The following is an 18,697-nucleotide window of genomic DNA, read 5'->3' on the forward strand; positions in this document are numbered from 1 at the left end:
TCAGGCCACGCGCACCCCCTTGGGGAGTCTGCCCGCCGGGACGCGGAGTCGTCGTGCGGCGACGGCGAAGCCGACCAGACCGAGCAGCAGGGTGAAGCCCAGACCCGGGTACCAGAGGTGACCGGTGTAGCGGTCGTCGTGCAGGTAGCGGTCGGAGTAGGTGGCGGTGTACGCCGCGGAACAGCGGCTCGCGACGATCTCCGGGCCGGTGCGGACCGAGGAGATCTCGTGCGCGAGTTCCGCCGGAACACTGCCCGCGGCGTAGACGACGTGCCGCGGAGCGCGAGTCCGGTGTTCTCTCGGTGCGGTGCCCGCCGCGAGGGTGTCGGTCACGATCAGCACCGGATTCGGGAGGAACAGCCACCAGATGCGTTCGGTGTGGGTGAAGGGCAGTTCCCGCAGCCGGTCGACGCAGTCGCCTTCGTAGTCGGGGTCGGCGGCGGCCTTCGCCTCGTTCCACCGATGGTCGGCGGCGATCACGGTGTGCTTCTGCTCGACGGACGGCAGGGCGAGGCCGAACGCCGCGGGCAGACCGAGCAGCAGGAGCAGCACGGTGGCCAGGGTGAGCATCGTCGACGCGGTGGGCCGGTTGGAGAGCGACGACCAGCCGAGACCGACCGCGCAGTAGCCGCCGAGCAGGAGCGCGGTCACCGCGATCGCCAGGAGCGAGAACACGACCGAACTCGCCGCGGCGATCACACCCCAGACGAGGTAGGGCGAGGCGATCAGCAGGAAGAGCAGCGAGGCGATCCAGGCGCCGAGGAACTTGCCCAGGGCCAGCTGCGTCCCGGTGATCGGCGTGGCCTGGACGACGGCGAGGGTGGCGTCGCGGCGGTCGCCGTTGACGGTGGCCGCGCTGATCGCGGGCGCACCGATCATGCCGATGAACAGGACGACGGCGAGGACGATGCCGAGGAGTTCCCGCGACCAGGGGGCGTAGGAGTCGGAATCGTCGAGCGTGGCGAGGTAGAGCGACCCGAAGACCACTGTGCTGATCAGCAGGAACAGTGCCAGCGCGGTCCACTTCCAGCGGGTGGAGCGGATGCGCTGGCGCAGTTCCAGGACGGTGACGACGCGCACCGCCGTCGTCCACGAGGCGTACGCGGGCGAGGCGTCGGCCGGTGAGGACTCCGGTGTGGAGGAGTTCCGAGTCATGTCAGGTCCGATCCGCGTGCAGCTGCAGGTAGGCCTGTTCGAGGCCGGTGGTCAGGCGGGTGAACTCCGCGACGGGCTGCCCGGCCGCGACCGCGTCCGCCAGATGTCGTGCGGCGCTCTCGTCGTCGTCGAAGTGGACGACGGCCGCCTCGGATTCGGGCTGGCCGACCAGGCGGAGCCGCCACCCCGCCGACATCGGTCCGGCGACCTGAGTCCGGCCGCCGGTCATCAGCACGACGTCGTCGACCATCTCCTCGAGTTCGGTGAGGATGTGGCTGGAGACCAGGACGGCGGCGCCGGCATCGGCGGCCGCGCGCAACTGGTCGCGCAGTTCGACGCGCGAACGCGGGTCCATGCCCGAGGCGGGCTCGTCCAGGAGCAGGTAGCGCGGGCTGTTGACCAGTGCGCGGGCCAGACCGAGACGCTGCTTCTGGCCGCGGGAGAGCTCGCTGGCCGGTCGTGTCGCGTGCTCGGTGAGGTGCACCGTGGTGAGCAGTTCGTCGGCGCGGGCGGCGGCCGCGGTCCGGCCGATCCCGTAGAGCCGGGCGAAGGTCACCAGGATCTCGTGCGGGGTGAGGGAGTCCCAGGTGCCGAAGACGTCGGGCATCCAGCCGGTCCGGGCGCGCAGGACGCGTTCGTCGACGGCCTCGCCGTCGACCGTGCGGGTCCCGGACGACGGTTCGAGGAGCCCGGCGAGGAGCAGCAGCAGGGTGGTCTTGCCCGCGCCGTTCGGTCCGACGAGACCGGTGATCCGGCCGGGCGTCAGGGTGAGGTCGGCGCCGGTCACCGCGGGGTGCTTGCCGAAGGATCGGGTCAAGCCGGTCGCAACGAGGGTCATGCGACTCGAGGTTACGTGCCGGGGTGCGACGGAGGTCGAGACTCGGCGGGACGGGGGGTCGGGGACCGGCGTCGGGGGACCGACTTCAGGGGCGGCGGACGGCGTCGCCGATGAAGTCCAGGGCCCGGCCGTGCCAGAGTCCGACGTGGTCGAGCATGGCGTGGCCGCCGTTCGGCACCGACACGAACTCGGCGTCCACCCCGCGGGCGACGAGTTCGGCGATGCCCTTCTCGGTGCGGCGTGGCCGGGTGAGGGTGTCGGCCTCACCGTGGATGGCGAGGACGCGGGCGTCGTCGTGGATGCGGCGCCAGTCGGCGAACTGCCACCAGGGCGCGAGCGCCAGGATGTCGGTGACCTGCGGGTCGGCGCCGAGCCGGGCGACGATCCGGCCGCCCATCGAGTGCCCGATGAGCGCGATCGGAGTCTCCGGGTAGCGCCGTTTGAGCTGTTCCAGCGAGTTCCGGGCGTACGGCATGGGGCTGGCCTGGCCGCCGTTCCAGCCGTAGACGCGGTAGGCGGCCTGGTGGACGCGGACCGACCGCGGGAAACGCGCCTGAACCGACAGGCTGAACGGATACATCCGCATCGCCGAACCCTGGGTGCGGGAGAAGGGCCGGTAGCTGAAGTCGGTGCCGCCGGGGAGCACCAGGACGGCGAGCTTGGGGGAGGGCATGACTGCACTCTATTGAGTGCGGAACAGGGAGCGAGTGCCGGATCGTCGCCGCCGACTTCGCCGCCGATCCCTGAGCGGAGGCCCGGACGGTGGCAGAATCTGAAGGCATGGCGCACCCGCGGGCCGGCACACCGGCACAGACCGAAGACCTGATCGACGTCGACGCCGTTGAGCGCGCGTACTACACCGTGGAGCCGGACCCGGCGAACCCCGACCAGCGCGTGGTGTTCGGCACCTCCGGGCACCGGGGGAGCAGCCTGAACGGCGCCTTCAACGAGAACCACGTCCTCGCGATGACGCAGGCGATCGTCGACTACCGGAACGCCGAGGGCATCACCGGCCCGGTGTTCATCGGTTTCGACACGCACCTGCTGTCGGTCCCGGCGTGGCGGAGCGCCCTGGAGGTGCTGGTCGCCAACGGCGTCTCGGTGCTCACCGCCGCGGGCGACGAGTTCACGCCCACCCCCGCGGTGAGCCGCGCCATCCTGTCGTACAACGCAGGCGCGGACGCGGTGGAGTCCGGGCAGGCGGACGGCATCGTCGTCACACCGTCGCACAATCCGCCCGCCGACGGCGGTTTCAAATACAACCCGCCCAGCGGCGGGCCCGCCGACGGGTCGATCACCTCGGTGATCGCTGCCCGCGCCAACGAACTGCTCGAAGCGGGCCTGGACGGGGTCGCCCGCATCCCGTTCGACGAGGCCCGCGGCAGCGGCCTGGTGCGCGACTACTCGTTCCTCGACGACTACGTGGCGGCGCTGCGCGACGTGGTCGACATGGACGCGATCCGCGACGCCGGGATCCGGATCGGCGCGGACCCGCTCGGCGGCGCGTCGGTGGCCTACTGGAAGGCGATCAAGGAGCACTACGGCCTGACGAACATGACGGTGGTGAACCCGGACACCGATCCCGCGTTCGGGTTCATGACGCTCGACACGGACGGCAGGATCCGGATGGACTGCAGTTCGCCCAATGCCATGGCCTCGCTGATCGCCCAGCGCGAACGGTTCCAGATCGCCACCGGGAACGACGCCGATGCCGACCGGCACGGCATCGTCACCGGTGACGCGGGCCTGATGAACCCGAACCACTATCTCGCCGTCGCCATCGACTACCTGTTCACCCACCGGCCCGGGTGGGGCGAGCGCGCCGCGGTCGGGAAGACGCTGGTGTCGTCGTCGTTGATCGATCGGGTGGTCGCCGGGATCGGCCGCGAACTGATCGAGGTGCCCGTCGGGTTCAAATACTTCGTGGCGGGACTCGCGGACGGCTCCGTCGGCTTCGGCGGCGAGGAGAGCGCGGGGGCGTCGTTCCTGACCCGCGACGGACTGCCCTGGTCGACCGACAAGGACGGCCTGATCATGGATCTGCTGGCCGCGGAGATCCTCGCGGTGACCGGCAAGACGCCGTCGCAGCGGTACGCCGAACTCGCCGCCGAGTACGGGACCAGCGCCTACGCCCGGATCGACGCGCCCGCCGACCGCGAGCAGAAGGCGAGACTCGCGGCCCTCTCGCCGGAGCAGGTCACCGCGACCGAACTCGCCGGCGAGCCGATCACCGCGATCCTCACCGAGGCGCCCGGCAACGGCGCCGCCATCGGCGGACTCAAGGTGACCACCGAGAACGCCTGGTTCGCCGCGCGTCCGTCGGGCACCGAGGACGTCTACAAGATCTACGCGGAGAGCTTCCTGGGCGCCGAACATCTGGCGCAGGTGCAGGCGGAGGCGCAGCGGTTGGTCGACTCGGTTCTGGTCTGACGGTCGGTACAGTCGTGCGGGTGAGCAAGAAGAACTCGCCTGCGCCCACCGAGAACCCGGACTACGAGCCGAGGGCCACCTCGAGCCGGTCGACCTACCTGCTGATCGGGATCGGCGTCGTCGTCGCGGCCCTGATCGTCGGCGGCGTCGTGTGGAACGCGAACAAGAGCTTTCCGCCGGTCGACGACGAGGTGCTCGCCGAGAACGCGTCGTTCATCGTCGGCGAACGCACCGCGCCGACCACGGTGGACGTGTTCGAGGACTTCTCCTGCCCGAGCTGCAAACAGTTCGAGTCGAAGTCGGGTCCGGCGCTGGCCTGGGCCGCGAAAACCGGGAAGCTCCGGGTGCGCTACCACCTGCTGACCTTCATGGACGACAAGTCGCCGTCGGGCAGCTACTCGTCCCGGGCGGCCGGTGCCGTCCTGTGCGTCGCACGGACCGGCGACGCCGCGGTGTTCCACGGCCTGCACGCCGAACTGTTCGCGCAGGCTCCCGGGCCCGACTCCGACGCCGATCCGACGGATACGGAGATGGCGGAGATCGCCGGGCGGTCCGGGGCGAAGGACGAGACCCGCGAGTGCATCGCCGCCGGCGCCGGGGTGGATCGGGCGACGGCGATGGCCGATCAGTCGCGGACCCAGCTGGCCAACTCGAACAAGGGCAGGGTGGCGACGCCGACCGTGCTCGTCGGCGGCCGACAGATCGAGGGGATCGTCGACGACGACGCGTGGGTGCACAAGCTGATCACCGGCGGCGCCTCCAACTGAGAGGCGGCCGTTCGCCCCGACCCCGCACGATAGGGAACGAACGACGCATGGATCGCGGGTAGCGTGGACGGTGATCGTCCCCCCGTCGAGGAGTCCCATGCCCGAAGTCGTCGCCTACGCCATCGATTCACCCACCGGACGGTACGAGAAGACCGTCATCACCCGGCGTGAACCGGGGCCCACCGAGGTGTACTTCGACATCGCCTACGCGGGCATCTGCCACTCGGACATCCACACCGCGCGCGGCGAATGGGGCGAGGTGCTGTACCCGCTCGTCGCCGGACACGAGATCGCCGGTGTCGTCAGCCGGGTGGGTTCGGAGGTGACCGATTTCTAGATCGGGGACCGGGTCGGCGTCGGCTGTTTCGTGGATTCGTGCCGGTCGTGCGACGAGTGCCGGGCCGGCGAGGAGCAGTTCTGCACCGGCTCGCCCGGGACGGTGTTCACCTACAACAGCATCGGGCGTGACGGCGAGCCCACCGCGGGCGGCTACTCGCAGGGCATCACCGTCGAACAGGACTATCTGGTCCGGATCCCCGACGCGGTGCCCCTGGAGCATGCCGCACCGCTGATGTGCGCGGGGATCACCACCTACAGTCCGCTGAAGAGGTGGGGCGCGGGCCCGGGGAAGAAGGTCGGCGTGATCGGTCTGGGCGGCCTCGGCCACATGGCCGTCCAGTTCTCCGCCGCACTCGGTGCCGAGACCACCGCCTTCGGTCGGACCCTGTCCAAGCGCGACGACGGTATCGCCCTCGGCGCCGTCGACTACGTCGCCACCTCGGACCCCGAGCGCATGCGCGAACTCCGCGGGTCGTTCGATCTGGTCGTCTCGACCCTCTCCGACGGCATGTCGCTCGACACCCTGCTCGGGCTCGTCAAGGCGCACGGAGTGGTGGTGAACCTGGGGCTTCCGGAGGGCTCGTCGGATCTGCACCTCGGTCCGCTCACCGCGCGGTCGCGGGTGCTCGCCGGATCCAACATCGGCGGGATCCGCGAGACGCAGGAGATGATCGACTTCTGCGCGGAGCGGGGAATCGGTCCGATCGTCGAGACCATCTCCGCCGACCGCATCAACGAGGCGTACGACGACGTCGTGGCCTCGAAGGTGCGGTACCGCTACGTGATCGACGCGGCGACGTTCGGAGACTGAACGCCCGGCTCTCAACGCGGAGATTCAGAAGGGCGGTGGGCCGAGGTCTCGGTCGACACGTTCGCGTGCGCGGCGGAGGCGAGCCCGCGCGGCCCGGCGCCAGGCGTGCTTGTACGCGGTGACGGCGTGGATTCCTCCTCCTGCGGGTGGTCGTGGATCATTCGGCGGTGGTGAGAGATTCGGGATGGATTCGGGTTTGAATCCCGGTGGAGCGAGTGTCTGGTGGCGGCATCGCAGGTTCTCCAGTTGTGGGAGGAGCCACTGGTTGGGTGCGCGGGTGTCGACGGTGATGCCGTGGACGGTGATCGAGGTCCACGGGGTGCCGTCGGCGGGGTCGATCCAGAGGTCGTCGACCCATCCTTTCGTCGGATTCGTCGCGCCGAGATGGGTCTTCAACAGGTGATGTTTGAGACATTTCGGTGCGAGATTGCAGAGGCAGGTGGGCCCTCCCGAGGCCGGGTAGCGGTGGTCGAACTCGGTGACGTGGTCGAGGTGGCACGACCAGGCCGGGTGTTCGCAGCCGGGGAGTGTGCAGGTCCCGAAGACCGCGCGGGCCAGGGTGTCGAGGGCCGCGGTCGGTCGATACCGATCTCCGGGCCTGCTGGTGTTCTCGATCCGCACGAGAGGTTCAGGAGGACCCGAGAGTTCGGCGATATCGGTGTCTCGGATGCTTTCAGTGTCGCGGAGGGCGTCGAGGTCCAGGTCTCGGACGATGGCGTCGGGACGCTGGGCCAGCTCTCGCACGTGTGCGGCGCTGATCGGACCGTGCCCGTCCAGGTGAGCCGGTAGATCGTTCTCGCCGTCCAGCGTCGACTTCTGGCAGACCGCGTGAATCACGATCGCAGCCTGCCGCTGGGAGACCTGCTGCTCATCGAGTTCAGCGGTGCACGCCTCTTTCGCGGCGCAGGCGCAGGTGAAGGGGAGCCGGCGCAGGCAGGCGATCGCGGCGGCCGAACGTCGTTGCCCGATCGTGCGCGGATCATTCGGGCAGCACGCCGCCGCCAACACGTTCACCGCTTCCTGGGCCAACCGTGTCTCCTCGGCGTCAGCGGTGATGTGCAGCCCGCCGAGGCCGTCGGGGTAGTCGCGGTGGGTGACGTTCTTCTTGCGGTTCTTCTTCTCGTAGCGGCGTTTGACGGCGTCGGTGTCGTGGATCTCGACGATCCGGTCGGCGGTCTTGCTCGCGGCCTTGGCCGAGAGGTGCCCGGCCTCGGCGAGTGCTTCGGCGAGGTCGTGGTCGACGGCCGTCAGTGGTGCCCGCTCGTCGACGATGTCGGTGCGGTCGACCACGGTGGTGAACACCGCCGGGTCGATGATCCCGTCCCGCAGCAGGGCGGCGGTGGAAGGGAGTCGGTCGGTAGCGGCGACGGCCTCGCTCACCAGAGCTTTCGCCTGGGCGATGGGGAGGGCGAAGACGATCGCGACTTCTTCGATGGTGACCGTCCACGGATCGAACAGATCCCGCTGATCCTCACCGCCCTCGATGAGGTCGGCGAGCCGTCCGAGGGTGATCTCCAGGAACTCGGCGACCGCGGTCAGTTGCGACCAGCGCAGGAACGCCTCCCCGCGATGCGCCGCGGCGGCGAACAACAACCAACCCTGACCCTGCGTTCGCTCGTCCGTCCCAGGATCGGGCGGCGTCATGCCGACACCGGTGAGATCGAGCCGCGCCCAGGGCGAAGCGCCGTCATCGCGGTGAATCACGGTGCACCCCCTGCGCCCGTTCCGACGAGTGTCCTGGCGGACGCATCGTCGTGTGCATGTTTGATCGAAGCTCACCGATCGAGGTTGATGTGATCTACGATACTCGCCAAGGGGAATTAGATCAAGTGTTCGATCAGGCGAAGTAGGCTCATCATAATTGCTGGTGTCGGGTGTTTTCCAGAGGTTTCCGGAAGGCTGCCACCGCCTGTCTTCGCTGCGAGGAGGCGGGGGTGAGGTGGGGTCAGGCGGGGATCTGGCGCCGAGATGTTCGAATATTCCTCGCCCGAAGGGGTGTGTTCTGGGTGCCGACTTCGGGGTGTCGTAGAAGGTCGGCGGTCGGCGGGATCGTCGAACGTTGTCGCGATGTTCAACGGTGTGCGTCAGCGCCGTTCGATGCTGCCCTCGTGAGGGCTCGATCATGCGTCCCACCAGGCGATTTGGTTGCTGTGCACGCAGTGGGGTAACTTAATCAGCGCACCCGGCAGGGAGCGAAAAACAGAACACGGGGCTATGGCGCAGCTGGTAGCGCACCACACTGGCAGTGTGGGGGTCAGGGGTTCGAGTCCCCTTAGCTCCACTCGAGAAGCGGCGGTTCAGAGAATTTCTCTGAACCGCCGCTTCTCTCTGTCTCGGTGATCATCCCCGGCGAGGGCGGCTGAGGGTCGACGGCCAGAATGTGTGCACGGCGACGGCGGCCGGTGCTCACCCGTTCGAGTGAATCGGGTAGATTCGGCGCATCTCGACCAGACGTGTCGCCCAGTTCCCTCGAAAGGGTTGCCGTGTTCAAGTTGCTCCGCGCAGGATCGGCGGCGGCCGTCGTCGTCGCACTCGGGCTCGTCGCGCCGGCTGCGGCGCATGCCGAGCCGTCGGCGAAGGCGTCCGCGCCCACCGACGAGATCTCCGGAGCCCTGGTGCAGATCAAGACCGTCGTCACCGGCGCGGTCTACGTCAAGTTCGACGAGCCGGGCACCGTCTACGGCTGGAGCAGCCCGATCACCAAGGAGTTCCTGTGCACCGGGGTCGCGGTCGAGAAGGACCGCATCGTCACCTCGGCGAGCTGCACTGACCCGAAGTCGTTCGCGATCGCCTCGGAGTTCCGGAAGAAGGCGACCGAGGAGATCCTGATCCGGGACGGCCGGACCCCGTCGGTCGCCGAGATGGTGAGCAACATCGGCGCCGGTCAGAAATGGGACGTCGTCGCCTCCGCCGAGAAGCCCGACCAGCCCGCACAGGTGGCGATCTCGGTACGGGGACTCGGTGAACAGAGTTCGGTGACCACCGCGACCATGGAGGCGTCGACCTTCGCCACCGATCAGCTGTCCGGTCCGGTCGCACTGCTGAAGGCCGGCACCGAGATCGGAGGCATCAAGCCTGCGATCTTCGCCGAGGAGCAGTCGGCACTCGGATCCACGGTGTTCGTCGCCGCCCCGGGGAGCAACAGGTTCGACGGCCCGGCGCCGAAGCCGGTCCTCCGCGAGTCGGAGATCGCGTCGATCCCGGTCGACAACGGTCATCCCGAACTCAAGCTCACGGGAGAGTCGAAGCCGCAGGAGCTCGGTGCGCCGCTGGTCGACGCCGACGGCGTGGTGGTCGGCCTGCTGCCGTACAGCGAGAGCACCACCGCGGTCGACGGGGCACGCCTGTACGGCTGGCTCGCGTCCAAGGGCGTGACGTTCGCGGAACCGGAGCCGGAGAAGAAGCCGCTGTCGATCTGGGTCTGGCTCGGTCCGGTGATCGGCGTCGTCGCGCTTCTGGTGATCGGCGGGATCGTGTGGTTCGTGGTGCGCGGTCGTCGCAAGCGCCGCGCGCAGTCGGGTGCGGGCGCCCCGCAGCCCGGCTGGATGCCGAATCAGCAGCTCCCGGGCCAACAGTTCCCGAGTCAGCCCTTCCTCGCACAGCAGTACCCCGGTCAGCAGAATGCCTGGCCAGCAGATGCCTGGCCAGCCGGCGCCGGGGCAGCAGTATCCCGGTCAGCCGGTGCCGGGGCAGCCGTACGGTGCGCCCCAGCAGCCCTTCGACAGCAGCCCGGGACAGCCCGGTCCGCAGCCGTCGAACGACCAGACGGCGCTGAACACGCCGCTCCCGCAGCAGGGACCGCCGCAGCCCGGAATCCCGCCGCAGCCGAACGTCGGGCAGCAGCCGAACACCGGACCGTACGACAATCGACCGCCGGGGTCGACTCCGCAGTAGCGGCTCTACGTAGCCGCACGGAAACCGAATGAGACTGCGACGGTCGTCTCAATCGAGGAAGTAGTCGTGGATCTTCTCTTCGGTGTCGAGGACCTCCTCAGGTGCCACGCCGAGTTCTAGAGCGAGTTCTACCGACCCGAGAAACGCGACTCCGACATCAGGAGAGAACGCTCGGTCGAGGACATCGAGGTAGACGGTCATACCTCGGTCGAGTACTTCGATGAGTTCTCGATATTCGGTGGAGAGACGCTCGTCGAGGGCGTTCTGTTCACTGAGATAGTGCGCGATCAAGGCGTTCTCGCGCTCGGACAACGATGATGAGGCGGTCCGGTACATGATGGTGCCGATGGTGTTGCCGATGACTGCGCCGAGGACCGGGATCGGGATGAGTGCCTGTCCGAGGAAGGAGGACAGCGCGCTGACCGCGGTCTCGAGTGCGACGAGTTCGGCGTTCTCGATGAATTCCGTCTCGTCGATCTCGCCACGGCGGAGTCGGTTCGCCTGCTCGGCGACCCCGAACGCCGCGGTGACGATCGAACTGGCAACCGCAGCCGGCGTGGCGGTGAAGTTCTTGAGCACATGGATGCTGAAGCCTCGGACTCCGCCCTTGGCTGCGCCCAGACCGGTCTCTTCAGCGATCCCGATCCAGTCGGCATTCGTGAATTCGGAGAGCTTCTTGCCTTCGCGTCGTTTCTTGACGACAGCCTGGACGAAGACGGTGCCGCCCTCGATCGCCGAGGCGGTGACCGTGGCTTTCGCTCCCTCTCGCATTGACGGTCGGCTCTTCTGGTAAGCAGCGTCTCGTTGTGCCTGATCGGTGTCCCGGAGAGATTCCTTCTCGGACTCCAGTGTGGCGCGGTATGTTCCGCGCTGAACCTCGCTGTACTCCAGTGTTGAGGGCTTCGAGTGAGTCGATCCCGACGGAACCGGTACGGAAGAACTCCTGGACCCGCTGCCAATCCCGCAACGACGGGCCGTCCCCGCTGTTCTTCAGTACCCGATTCGCCTGTTCCGGCGACATGTCATGCAGCCTCTTGACCAGTTCGTAATGGTCACGGGGGATCTGGTATCTTCCGCCGCCACTGATGAAGTCCGGGTACTTCTGGAGGTGCTCCGCCACTGCGCCCAGGCCGAAGCGTCCACCGGCGGCGACGAACTTCTGCTGAATCGCGATGCCTCCGCGCAACAGATCCACCGGTCCGTTGTCGTCGATCCAATGGTATTCCGGCTGCTCGCCGAGGATCTGTTTCCGGGCGTTGCCGATGCCTACTTCAGCGACTTCGGCGATGAATCCGTGCATGCCTTTGCGGCCACCACGATTGGTGGTGACCACTTCGAGATCGATCGTGCGTATCGCGTCGGTGATGCTTTTCAGTGATTCATGTATATTTTTGTCTTGATCTCGAAACGTGCTCAGTAGTTGATTCAATCGATTTTCATTGAGGTGATTTATCCATGCGGCGACGGCTTGTTCTTGGTTACTCTTCGCGAGGCCGGTCCAGTTCCTGGGCACTCAGGGCTCCTGTGAGATATGAGTGTTGAGTAGGACTGCGCATGATTTCGTATTGTTCACCAGGGTTCCGAGTTCGCGGCGTTGAGATTCGGACAACGAAGTGAAATCCGATCCGAAGAACTTTAGAGCGTCGCCGTAGCTCGTCGCAAGATTCTCGCGGAGGGACATGGTTCGGTCGAGTAGATCTCCGATCTTCGCATCCACGTTCCGGGTTTCCGCGATGTTGGTCTTCAACGCGGTCAATGCTTCCTCTTTTGCTTCTCTGAGCTCGAACTTCTTCTTCGTGAACAAGGCGATGGAAGTGAGAAGTGTGGCACCGGCGACGGTCCAGCCGATGGGGCCGGCGAGTGCGAGCAGGGCGCTTCCGGCAGCGGTTCCTCCACCGCCCGCGGCGACCGCGCCACCGCCGAGCCAGGCCAGTGCAGCATTACTGGCGACAGCTCCGGAAAGCGTCGAGATCGCAGTGCCGGTCGACGCGGTGCCGAAGGTGGTGGCCACCCACATGGCCGCCGTCGGCGCCATGCTCGCGACAGCGGCTCCTGCGGTGAATCCCACTCCGACACTCGTTGCCGATCGCCGTGCGGCCTCGAGATCCTTGCGTGCGAATTCCTCGGATTCGAGGAATTCCGCCCGGAGGAAGTGAATGCTCTCGAAATCTGTTGTGAACGACTTCGGAGTGTTGGCGATGCTGTTCACCAGAAGTTCGACGAAGGAGATCAAGTCGGCTGAACGCTCACGTTGCCTCAGGAGCGTGACGCCCTTGTCGTTCATCGAGGTGAAGGCGGAGTTGTACTCGACGATTGCCGCCTCGTAAGGGTCCGGTTCCTTGGCGGTCAGTTTCTCTACGGCGTCGGTCGCCGCCTCCTTCAATTCGCCGGCCTGCTCGGAGAACTGTTCGGCCAGTTGACCGGCCTGCTCGGATAGTTGATCAGCCAGTTGACTGGACTGTTCGACCAGTTGGGTCGAGGTGCTTCGGGTGAACCTGCTGAAGCCGTCGAAGGCTTTGCTGAACCCGCTCATAGCCTTTTCTGCACTACTCGGATCGACCATTTGTTCGACTCTCTTTCCATGGTGGGTCGGATAGAGAGTAGCGCCGGTGTCTCAAGCCATGGTCTGTGCGCCGTCGAGCGATTCCCGGATGATGTCGGCGTGGCCCGCGTGCTGGGCGGTCTCGGCGATCAGGTGCGTCACGACGCGCCGGATCGACCACTCGGACTCGGTGAACCACGGGGCATCCGGCAGCGCGTGGCGCACGTCGAGTGACGGCGTGGTCCGGATCGCCTCGTCGGTTCGGGCCGCGATCTCGGCGTACCGGGCCAGCACGGCGTCGAGCGTCTCACCCGGCTGCAGCGCGAACTCCCTGTCCCGCTCGGCGTAGTCCTCCTCGGTGAGGTCGGCGAAGTCCTTGCCGCCGACGCTCAACGCCTCCGCGCCCTTCTCGAAGAACTCGGCCCATCCGGCTTCGGTGAGGGCGACGTGTTTGATCAGCCCGCCGAGGGTCAGCGCGCTGGCCGTGGTCCGCTGCGATGCCTGCTCGGTGGTGAGGTCGCGCGCGGTGTATCGGAGGAAGAACCGGGCCTGCCTGAGTTCGGCCAGCAGGTCGGCGCGTTCGCCGGTGAGCTCCGGAACGGTGTCGGTGGTCTCGGTGACGGCGGTGGTGCCCATGATGTTCTCGTCTCTCTCGTTGATCGGCGTGCACCCGCTACGCTAAGAGCGATAGCGGACAGTTTCTGTCACCTATCGATCGGCGGGGGCCGACCGGCGAGGTCATGAGACGGAGGACGACGATGGGCGACACCGGATCGCGCAGGCTCCGGCTCCTCTCCCTGCTGCAGACGCGCCGGTTCTGGCTCGGCTCCGACCTCGCCGACGAACTGGGCGTCTCCCTGCGGACGCTGCGCCGCGACGTCGAGAGGCTGCGGGAGATCGGTTATCCGGTGGACGCCGACCGCGGGGTCGGCGGCGGCTACCAGCTGGCGCACGGGGCGTCGCTGCCGCCGCTGGTGCTCGACGACGACGAGGCCGTCGCCGTGGCGGTCGGACTCCTGACCGGCGCGCAGTCGCCGATCACGGACATCGCCGAGACCTCCGCGCGGGCGCTGGCCAAGGTGATCCCCGTGATGCCGGCGCGCCTGCGCAGGCGGATGGAGGCGCTGCGGTCGGTGACGGTGAGCGCGGAGTCGTCGTGGTCGGGGACGCGGATGGACTCCGAGACGCTGGTCGCGACGGCCCGGGCGTGCCGGGACGGCGAACGGATCACCTTCGGCTACACCGCGGCCGACGGCGCCGAGACCACGCGGCACGTCGAACCGCATCGGCTGGTCACGTTGGGACGGCGCTGGTATCTGGTCGCCTACGACCTCGACCGGTCCGACTGGCGCTCGTTCCGCGTGGACCGGACGGCGCGGGTGCGCACCACCGGTGCCGCGTTCGCCCGCCGCGCCGTCCCCGGCGGGGACGCCGCCGAGTACGTGCGTCGTTCGGTGGCGTCGGGTCCGCGGACCGGTGCCGTCGCGGAGGTCGCCGGCGTCGCCGCCGAGGTCCGCGAGACCCTGCGGACCTGGGCCGTCGTCACCGAGGTCGCCGCGGGACGCTGCCGGGTGGAGATCGACACCGACTCGCTGGACTGGGCGGTGACGGTGGTCGGTTTCTCCGGGTGTCGGGTGCTCGGTGCCGAGCCGCCGGAGTTCGCGGCACGACTGAGGGACTGGGCCGACCGCCTCGCCCCGCCCGCATGATTACCGTGGCCGCATGAGTGTTTCTCCGGACCGGTCCGCGCCGTCGTGCATCGAGGTGCGCGGGGCGCGCGTGCACAATCTGCGGGGGATCGACGTCGACGTCCCGCTGGGGAGACTGGTGGCTGTCGCCGGCGTGTCCGGTTCGGGGAAGTCGTCGCTGGCGATGGACGTGCTCTACGCGGAGGGGTCGCGCCGCTACCTCGAGGCGCTCTCGACCTACACCCGACGCCGGATCGGGCAGGCGCCGCGCGCCGAGGTCGACTCGGTCTCTCACGTGCCCGCGGCCCTGGCGCTGCGGCAGCGTCCCGCGGTGCCCGGCCCGCGTTCGACGTTCGGCACGTCCACCGAACTGCTCAACGTCCTGCGGCTGATGTTCTCCCGGCTGGCGAGCCACGTGTGCCCGAACGGGCACCGCCAGGCGCCGACGTTGAACGTCGCCGCCGAGATCCCCGTGGTCTGCCCGGACTGCGGGGTGAGCTTCTCGCCGCCGGGCGCCGAAGCGCTCGCCTTCAACTCCGGTGGAGCGTGTCCGGCGTGCGAGGGCCTCGGCACCGTCCGCGACGTCGACGACGACGCCCTGATCGCAGATCCGGGACTGTCGCTCGACGAGGGCGCGGTGCTCCCGTGGCAGATGTTCGGGTTCCACGTGCAACCGCAGATCGCCCGCGAGTTCGGCGTCCGGACCGACGTCCCGTGGCGCGACCTCACCGACGCCGAACGGCGGATCGTGCTCGACGGTCCCGCCGAGAAGAAGCACATCGCGGTCACCTCCACCAAAGGCGTGCACGAACTCGACTTCACCTTCCGCAACGCCCGCCTCACCGTCACCGAGGAGCTGAAACGCGCCGACACCGAGAAACGGCTCGCCCGCGTCGGCCGGTTCCTCACCGAGCGGACGTGCCCGTCGTGCCGCGGCACCCGGCTGTCGGAGGCGGCGCGTGCTCCGCGGATCGACGGAGCCGGGCTCGCCGAGGTCACCGGGCGACCGCTGCACGACGTCGTCGAGTGGGCGCGATCGGTGCCGGGGACCCTTCCCGAGGAGTTCGGGCCGATGGCGCGGGTCCTGGTCGACACCCTGGAGCAGATGGCGCGCCGACTCCTCGACCTCGGCCTGGGCTATCTGACGCTGGACCGGGCCGGGGCCACCCTCTCGACCGGGGAACGACAGCGCGGGCAACTGGCCCGCGCGGTGCGGAACCGGACCACCGGCATCCTGTACGTGCTCGACGAACCGTCGATCGGCCTGCACCCGGCGAATCTCGCGGGTCTGCGGGGCGTGCTCGACGACCTGGTGGCCGACGGAAACTCGGTGGTGATGGTCGACCACGATCCGCAGGTCCTCCGGCACGCCGACCACCTCGTCGAGATCGGTCCGGGCGCGGGCCGCGACGGCGGCCGGGTGATCGCGCAGGGGACCGTGGCCGAGGTCGCCGCCGATCCCGGGTCGCGGATCGGCGGATTCCTCTCCGGGGACGCGACCGTCGCCGTCCGGGACCGGGTGCCGGCGGGGGAGCTGTTCGCGCACGGTGCCCTCCGCCTGCGCACCGCCCCGGTGCACACCGTCCACGCCCTCGACGCGACGATTCCGCGCGGCCGGTTGACGGCGGTCACCGGCGTCTCCGGCTCGGGTAAGACGACGCTCGTCCTCGACAGTCTGGTGCCTGCCCTGCGGGGGAGCCCGCCCGCGCACGTCGTCGAGTTCGACGCCGCGGGCATCGAGAAGGTGACCGTGGTCGATGCCACCCCGATCGGCGTCAATGTGCGGTCGACGGTGGCCACCTACTCCGGTGCGCTGGACGAACTGCGGCGCGCCTACGCCCGCGGAGAGGAGGCCCGGAACGACGGCCGCACGGCGTCGGACTTCTCCTACAACACCGGCGCGCTGCGCTGCCCGCGGTGCGAGGGCACCGGTCGGATCTCGCTCGACGTCCAGTTCCTGCCCGACGTGGACGTCGACTGCACCGACTGCGCGGGCCGCCGCTACCGGCCGGAGGCCGACGGGTACCGGCGCGGGGGAGTCTCGCTCCCGGAACTGCTCGCGATGACCGTCGACGAGGCGTTGCCGCACGTCGACGACCTGCCGTCGGTCCGCAGGAGGCTCATCGGCCTGCGCGACGTCGGGCTCGGCTACCTCACTCTCGGGGAGTCGACCCCGGCGCTGTCCGGCGGGGAGGCGCAACGACTCACCCTGGTGGCCGAGCTCGGCCGACGGCAGGACGCGAGCCTGTACGTGTTCGACGAGCCCACCGTCGGTCTGCACCCGCTCGACGTCCGGGTCCTGCTGGGCGTGCTCGACCGGCTGGTCCGGCGCGGCGGGACCGTCGTGGTGATCGAACACGACCTCGACCTGATCGCCGAGGCCGACCACGTGATCGACCTGGGCCCGGGCGGCGGGACCGACGGCGGTCGGATCGTGGCGACCGGGACGCCGGCGTCCGTCGCCGCGAACCCGGAGAGCATCACCGGCCGGTACCTGCGAGAACACGGACGACGGTCGGCGCTCGACGACCCGGAGTGAGGCGGGTCGGGCGGGCGGTCCTTGCCCGGTTCGGGTCGCCGTCGAGCGTCGTCAGCCGTCGCTCGACGGACCGTCCAGGATCCGGCGGACGTGCGCCTCGGACAGTCCGGACCGCTCGGCGATCGTGGCGACCGGAACTCCGGCTGCGGCCTCTCGCCGGAAGCGGTCGCGGAGCGATTCGCCCGCGTTCGGGTTCGCGGCGGGTGTTGCGGCATCCGTGCCCCGAGCGTGCGGACCCGGACCCGATCCGCTCGAGACGACGACGGACCCGATCAGCAGGCCCGCACCGAGGAACGCCAGGGTGATCGACCAGGAGAAGCGTTCGGATCGGATCGGTGCGCAGTCCGCCTGGCTCTCGTCCGAGATCCCGTGCGGAGCGCCGCCCCAGGCTCTGCCGCACTCGATCCGTGCCGGACGGTAGTCCGTCGCCGAGTCGTACTCGACGAGGACGGGGCCGGTCAGCCCGATGACGAAGGCCGCGGCGAGGACGAACAGTCCGACGATCGCCGGGTACACCACGGCCGGTCGCGGGCCGCCGGGCGGAGGTCCGGCCGGTGCGGTCTCCGGGTTCGTCATGATGCTCTCCTCCGTGCGCGCTGGTCGTTCTCCGGAAGATACCCGACGTCGTCGTGCCGTCAGGCCAGCATGTCCTTGACCATCGGCACCACCTGCTCGCCGTACAGCTCGATCGACCGGCGCTGCACGGCGTGCGGGACGGGCTGGTCGTATTTGAGGTCGAACCGGTCCACCTTCAGCGTCGTCAGGGTGCGGGCGATCTTGGTCGCCACCGTCTCGGGCGAGCCGAGGTACAGGGAGCCGTGCTCGATCTCGTTCTCGAACTCGCGCGGGCCCGCCGGACCCCAGCCGCGTTCCCGGCCGAGCTTGGTGCGGAAGGCCAGCCAGCCGTCGTAGGCGAGTTCGCGGGCCTGCTCGTCGGTCTCGGCGATCAGTCCGGGGGAGTGCACGGCGACCCGGTTCCGCGGCACCTCGAACCGGTCCTGGGCGCGCTCGAACAGGTCGATGTACGGCACGAAGCGCGCCGGATCCCCGCCGATGATCGCCAGGAACAGCCCGAACCCGTACTTCGCGGTGCGCACCACCGATTCGGGGGTGCCGCCGACGCCCACCCAGACGGGCATCCGGTCGGCGGTGGTGGGGAACACGCGCTGCTCGGTCAGCGCGGCGCGGACGGTGCCGCTCCAGGTGACGGGGTCGCCGGAGACCAGTTCGGCCAGCAGGGCCAGCTTCTCCTCGAACAGCAGCTCGTAGTCGCCGAGCTCGTATCCGAAGAGCGGGAAAGACTCGACGAACGAGCCGCGGCCCGCGACGATCTCCGCGCGTCCCCGGGAGACGGCGTCGAGGGTGGCGAAGCGCTGGTAGACGCGGACCGGGTCGTCGGAGCTGAGGACCGTCACCGCCGAACCGAGCCGGATCCGCTCGGTGGCGGCCGCGACGGCGGCCAGGACCATCTCCGGGCTGGAGACGGCGAAGTCCGGCCGGTGATGCTCGCCGACGGCGAAGAAGTCCAGGCCGAGGTCGTCGGCGACCACGGCATCCCCCACCAGGTCGCGGATCACCTGCGGGTGCGGGGTGGGGCGTCCCTGCTCGTCGTGCGTCACGCCGCCGAAGGTGTCCAGGCCGAATTCGATCTCGTTCATGGTTGTATTCAAGCGCATTGGCGTCGCGCGCATTCC

The 18,697-nt window shown here is 68.8% G+C and carries 15 protein-coding genes, 1 tRNA gene and 1 pseudogene; 8 read left to right on the top strand and 9 right to left on the bottom strand.

What is annotated here, in order from left to right:
• The 3 genes from QM809_RS08755 to QM809_RS08765 form a co-directional block, all read right to left on the bottom strand.
• On the bottom strand, nucleotides 1–1,155 hold the full coding sequence (locus QM809_RS08755; protein ID WP_415045396.1) for an ABC transporter permease: 1,155 nt from the start codon (nucleotides 1,153–1,155) through the stop codon (nucleotides 1–3).
• A gap of 1 nt (nucleotide 1,156) precedes the next feature.
• Nucleotides 1,157–1,993 (bottom strand): ABC transporter ATP-binding protein, encoded by an 837-nt coding sequence (locus QM809_RS08760; RefSeq protein WP_415045397.1) that lies wholly within the window; start codon nucleotides 1,991–1,993, stop codon nucleotides 1,157–1,159.
• 85 nt (nucleotides 1,994–2,078) lie between these two features.
• Nucleotides 2,079–2,666, bottom strand: coding sequence for a prolyl oligopeptidase family serine peptidase (locus QM809_RS08765; protein WP_415045398.1), 588 nt, complete (start codon nucleotides 2,664–2,666; stop codon nucleotides 2,079–2,081).
• A gap of 107 nt (nucleotides 2,667–2,773) precedes the next feature.
• Here QM809_RS08765 and pgm point away from each other — a divergent pair, with 107 nt between their 5' ends.
• The 3 genes and pseudogenes from pgm to QM809_RS08780 all read left to right on the top strand — a co-directional run bounded on the left by pgm (nucleotide 2,774) and on the right by QM809_RS08780 (nucleotide 6,340).
• Nucleotides 2,774–4,423: a phosphoglucomutase (alpha-D-glucose-1,6-bisphosphate-dependent) gene (gene pgm / locus QM809_RS08770; RefSeq protein ID WP_415047042.1), complete on the top strand. Its 1,650-nt coding sequence runs from the start codon at nucleotides 2,774–2,776 to the stop codon at nucleotides 4,421–4,423.
• A 20-nt stretch (nucleotides 4,424–4,443) separates the two neighbouring features.
• Nucleotides 4,444–5,190: a thioredoxin domain-containing protein gene (locus QM809_RS08775; protein ID WP_415045399.1), complete on the top strand. Its 747-nt coding sequence runs from the start codon at nucleotides 4,444–4,446 to the stop codon at nucleotides 5,188–5,190.
• 97 nt (nucleotides 5,191–5,287) lie between these two features.
• A pseudogene (locus QM809_RS08780) lies at nucleotides 5,288–6,340 on the top strand (NAD(P)-dependent alcohol dehydrogenase).
• A gap of 24 nt (nucleotides 6,341–6,364) precedes the next feature.
• On the opposite strand, the gene QM809_RS08785 reads toward QM809_RS08780, so the two are convergent.
• Nucleotides 6,365–8,044, bottom strand: coding sequence for a DUF222 domain-containing protein (locus tag QM809_RS08785; RefSeq protein WP_415045400.1), 1,680 nt, complete (start codon nucleotides 8,042–8,044; stop codon nucleotides 6,365–6,367).
• A gap of 504 nt (nucleotides 8,045–8,548) precedes the next feature.
• On the opposite strand from QM809_RS08785, the gene QM809_RS08790 reads away from it, so the two are divergent.
• Together QM809_RS08790 and QM809_RS08795 are read left to right on the top strand one after the other, a co-directional pair.
• Nucleotides 8,549–8,621, top strand: a tRNA-Ala gene (locus QM809_RS08790).
• Between the two features lie 202 nt (nucleotides 8,622–8,823).
• Nucleotides 8,824–10,266 carry a trypsin-like peptidase domain-containing protein gene (locus tag QM809_RS08795; protein ID WP_415045401.1) on the top strand — a complete coding sequence of 481 codons (1,443 nt, stop codon included), beginning with the start codon at nucleotides 8,824–8,826 and terminating at the stop codon, nucleotides 10,264–10,266.
• Nucleotides 10,267–10,282: 16 nt separating this feature from the next.
• On the opposite strand, the gene QM809_RS08800 is transcribed toward QM809_RS08795, so the two are convergent.
• Nucleotides 10,283–11,005, bottom strand: a complete 723-nt coding sequence (locus QM809_RS08800) for a hypothetical protein (RefSeq protein WP_415045402.1) — start codon at nucleotides 11,003–11,005, stop codon at nucleotides 10,283–10,285.
• 253 nt (nucleotides 11,006–11,258) lie between these two features.
• Between QM809_RS08800 and QM809_RS08805 the strand changes: the two genes are divergently transcribed.
• Nucleotides 11,259–11,612 (top strand): hypothetical protein, encoded by a 354-nt coding sequence (locus QM809_RS08805; RefSeq protein ID WP_415045403.1) that lies wholly within the window; start codon nucleotides 11,259–11,261, stop codon nucleotides 11,610–11,612.
• Nucleotides 11,613–11,747: 135 nt separating this feature from the next.
• Here the strand turns inward: QM809_RS08805 and QM809_RS08810 are convergent, their stop codons facing one another.
• Together QM809_RS08810 and QM809_RS08815 are read right to left on the bottom strand one after the other, a co-directional pair.
• Nucleotides 11,748–12,797 carry a hypothetical protein gene (locus QM809_RS08810; protein WP_415045404.1) on the bottom strand — a complete coding sequence of 350 codons (1,050 nt, stop codon included), beginning with the start codon at nucleotides 12,795–12,797 and terminating at the stop codon, nucleotides 11,748–11,750.
• A 51-nt stretch (nucleotides 12,798–12,848) separates the two neighbouring features.
• Nucleotides 12,849–13,412 carry a DinB family protein gene (locus QM809_RS08815; RefSeq protein WP_415045405.1) on the bottom strand — a complete coding sequence of 188 codons (564 nt, stop codon included), beginning with the start codon at nucleotides 13,410–13,412 and terminating at the stop codon, nucleotides 12,849–12,851.
• Nucleotides 13,413–13,534: 122 nt separating this feature from the next.
• On the opposite strand from QM809_RS08815, the gene QM809_RS08820 reads away from it, so the two are divergent.
• The gene (locus QM809_RS08820) at nucleotides 13,535–14,485 is read left to right on the top strand and encodes a helix-turn-helix transcriptional regulator (protein ID WP_415045406.1); all 951 of its coding nucleotides are present in this window, start codon (nucleotides 13,535–13,537) and stop codon (nucleotides 14,483–14,485) included.
• 13 nt (nucleotides 14,486–14,498) lie between these two features.
• Entirely contained in the window at nucleotides 14,499–17,003 is a 2,505-nt protein-coding gene (locus tag QM809_RS08825) for an excinuclease ABC subunit UvrA (protein ID WP_415045407.1), read from the top strand.
• A 51-nt stretch (nucleotides 17,004–17,054) separates the two neighbouring features.
• Here the strand turns inward: QM809_RS08825 and QM809_RS08830 are convergent, their stop codons facing one another.
• On the bottom strand, nucleotides 17,055–17,579 hold the full coding sequence (locus QM809_RS08830; RefSeq protein WP_415045408.1) for a hypothetical protein: 525 nt from the start codon (nucleotides 17,577–17,579) through the stop codon (nucleotides 17,055–17,057).
• A 59-nt stretch (nucleotides 17,580–17,638) separates the two neighbouring features.
• On the bottom strand, nucleotides 17,639–18,661 hold the full coding sequence (locus QM809_RS08835) for an LLM class flavin-dependent oxidoreductase (protein WP_415045409.1): 1,023 nt from the start codon (nucleotides 18,659–18,661) through the stop codon (nucleotides 17,639–17,641).
• Between the last annotated feature and the right edge of the window lie 36 nt (nucleotides 18,662–18,697).

The sequence above is a fragment of the Gordonia sp. (in: high G+C Gram-positive bacteria) genome (genome assembly GCF_047600385.1).
GTDB lineage: Bacteria > Actinomycetota > Actinomycetes > Mycobacteriales > Mycobacteriaceae > Gordonia.

What these genes read in the sequence shown, in the direction of transcription:
- QM809_RS08755 (WP_415045396.1), bottom strand. Translation starts at nt 1,155, where the DNA reads ATGACTCGGAACTCCTCCACACCGGAGTCCTCACCGGCCGACGCCTCG.
- QM809_RS08760 (WP_415045397.1), bottom strand. Translation starts at nt 1,993, where the DNA reads ATGACCCTCGTTGCGACCGGCTTGACCCGATCCTTCGGCAAGCACCCC.
- QM809_RS08765 (WP_415045398.1), bottom strand. Translation starts at nt 2,666, where the DNA reads ATGCCCTCCCCCAAGCTCGCCGTCCTGGTGCTCCCCGGCGGCACCGAC.
- pgm (WP_415047042.1), top strand. Translation starts at nt 2,774, where the DNA reads ATGGCGCACCCGCGGGCCGGCACACCGGCACAGACCGAAGACCTGATC.
- QM809_RS08800 (WP_415045402.1), bottom strand. Translation starts at nt 11,005, where the DNA reads ATGCGAGAGGGAGCGAAAGCCACGGTCACCGCCTCGGCGATCGAGGGC.
- QM809_RS08805 (WP_415045403.1), top strand. Translation starts at nt 11,259, where the DNA reads ATGCAGCCTCTTGACCAGTTCGTAATGGTCACGGGGGATCTGGTATCT.
- QM809_RS08810 (WP_415045404.1), bottom strand. Translation starts at nt 12,797, where the DNA reads ATGGTCGATCCGAGTAGTGCAGAAAAGGCTATGAGCGGGTTCAGCAAA.
- QM809_RS08815 (WP_415045405.1), bottom strand. Translation starts at nt 13,412, where the DNA reads ATGGGCACCACCGCCGTCACCGAGACCACCGACACCGTTCCGGAGCTC.
- QM809_RS08820 (WP_415045406.1), top strand. Translation starts at nt 13,535, where the DNA reads ATGGGCGACACCGGATCGCGCAGGCTCCGGCTCCTCTCCCTGCTGCAG.
- QM809_RS08825 (WP_415045407.1), top strand. Translation starts at nt 14,499, where the DNA reads ATGAGTGTTTCTCCGGACCGGTCCGCGCCGTCGTGCATCGAGGTGCGC.
- QM809_RS08830 (WP_415045408.1), bottom strand. Translation starts at nt 17,579, where the DNA reads ATGACGAACCCGGAGACCGCACCGGCCGGACCTCCGCCCGGCGGCCCG.
- QM809_RS08835 (WP_415045409.1), bottom strand. Translation starts at nt 18,661, where the DNA reads ATGAACGAGATCGAATTCGGCCTGGACACCTTCGGCGGCGTGACGCAC.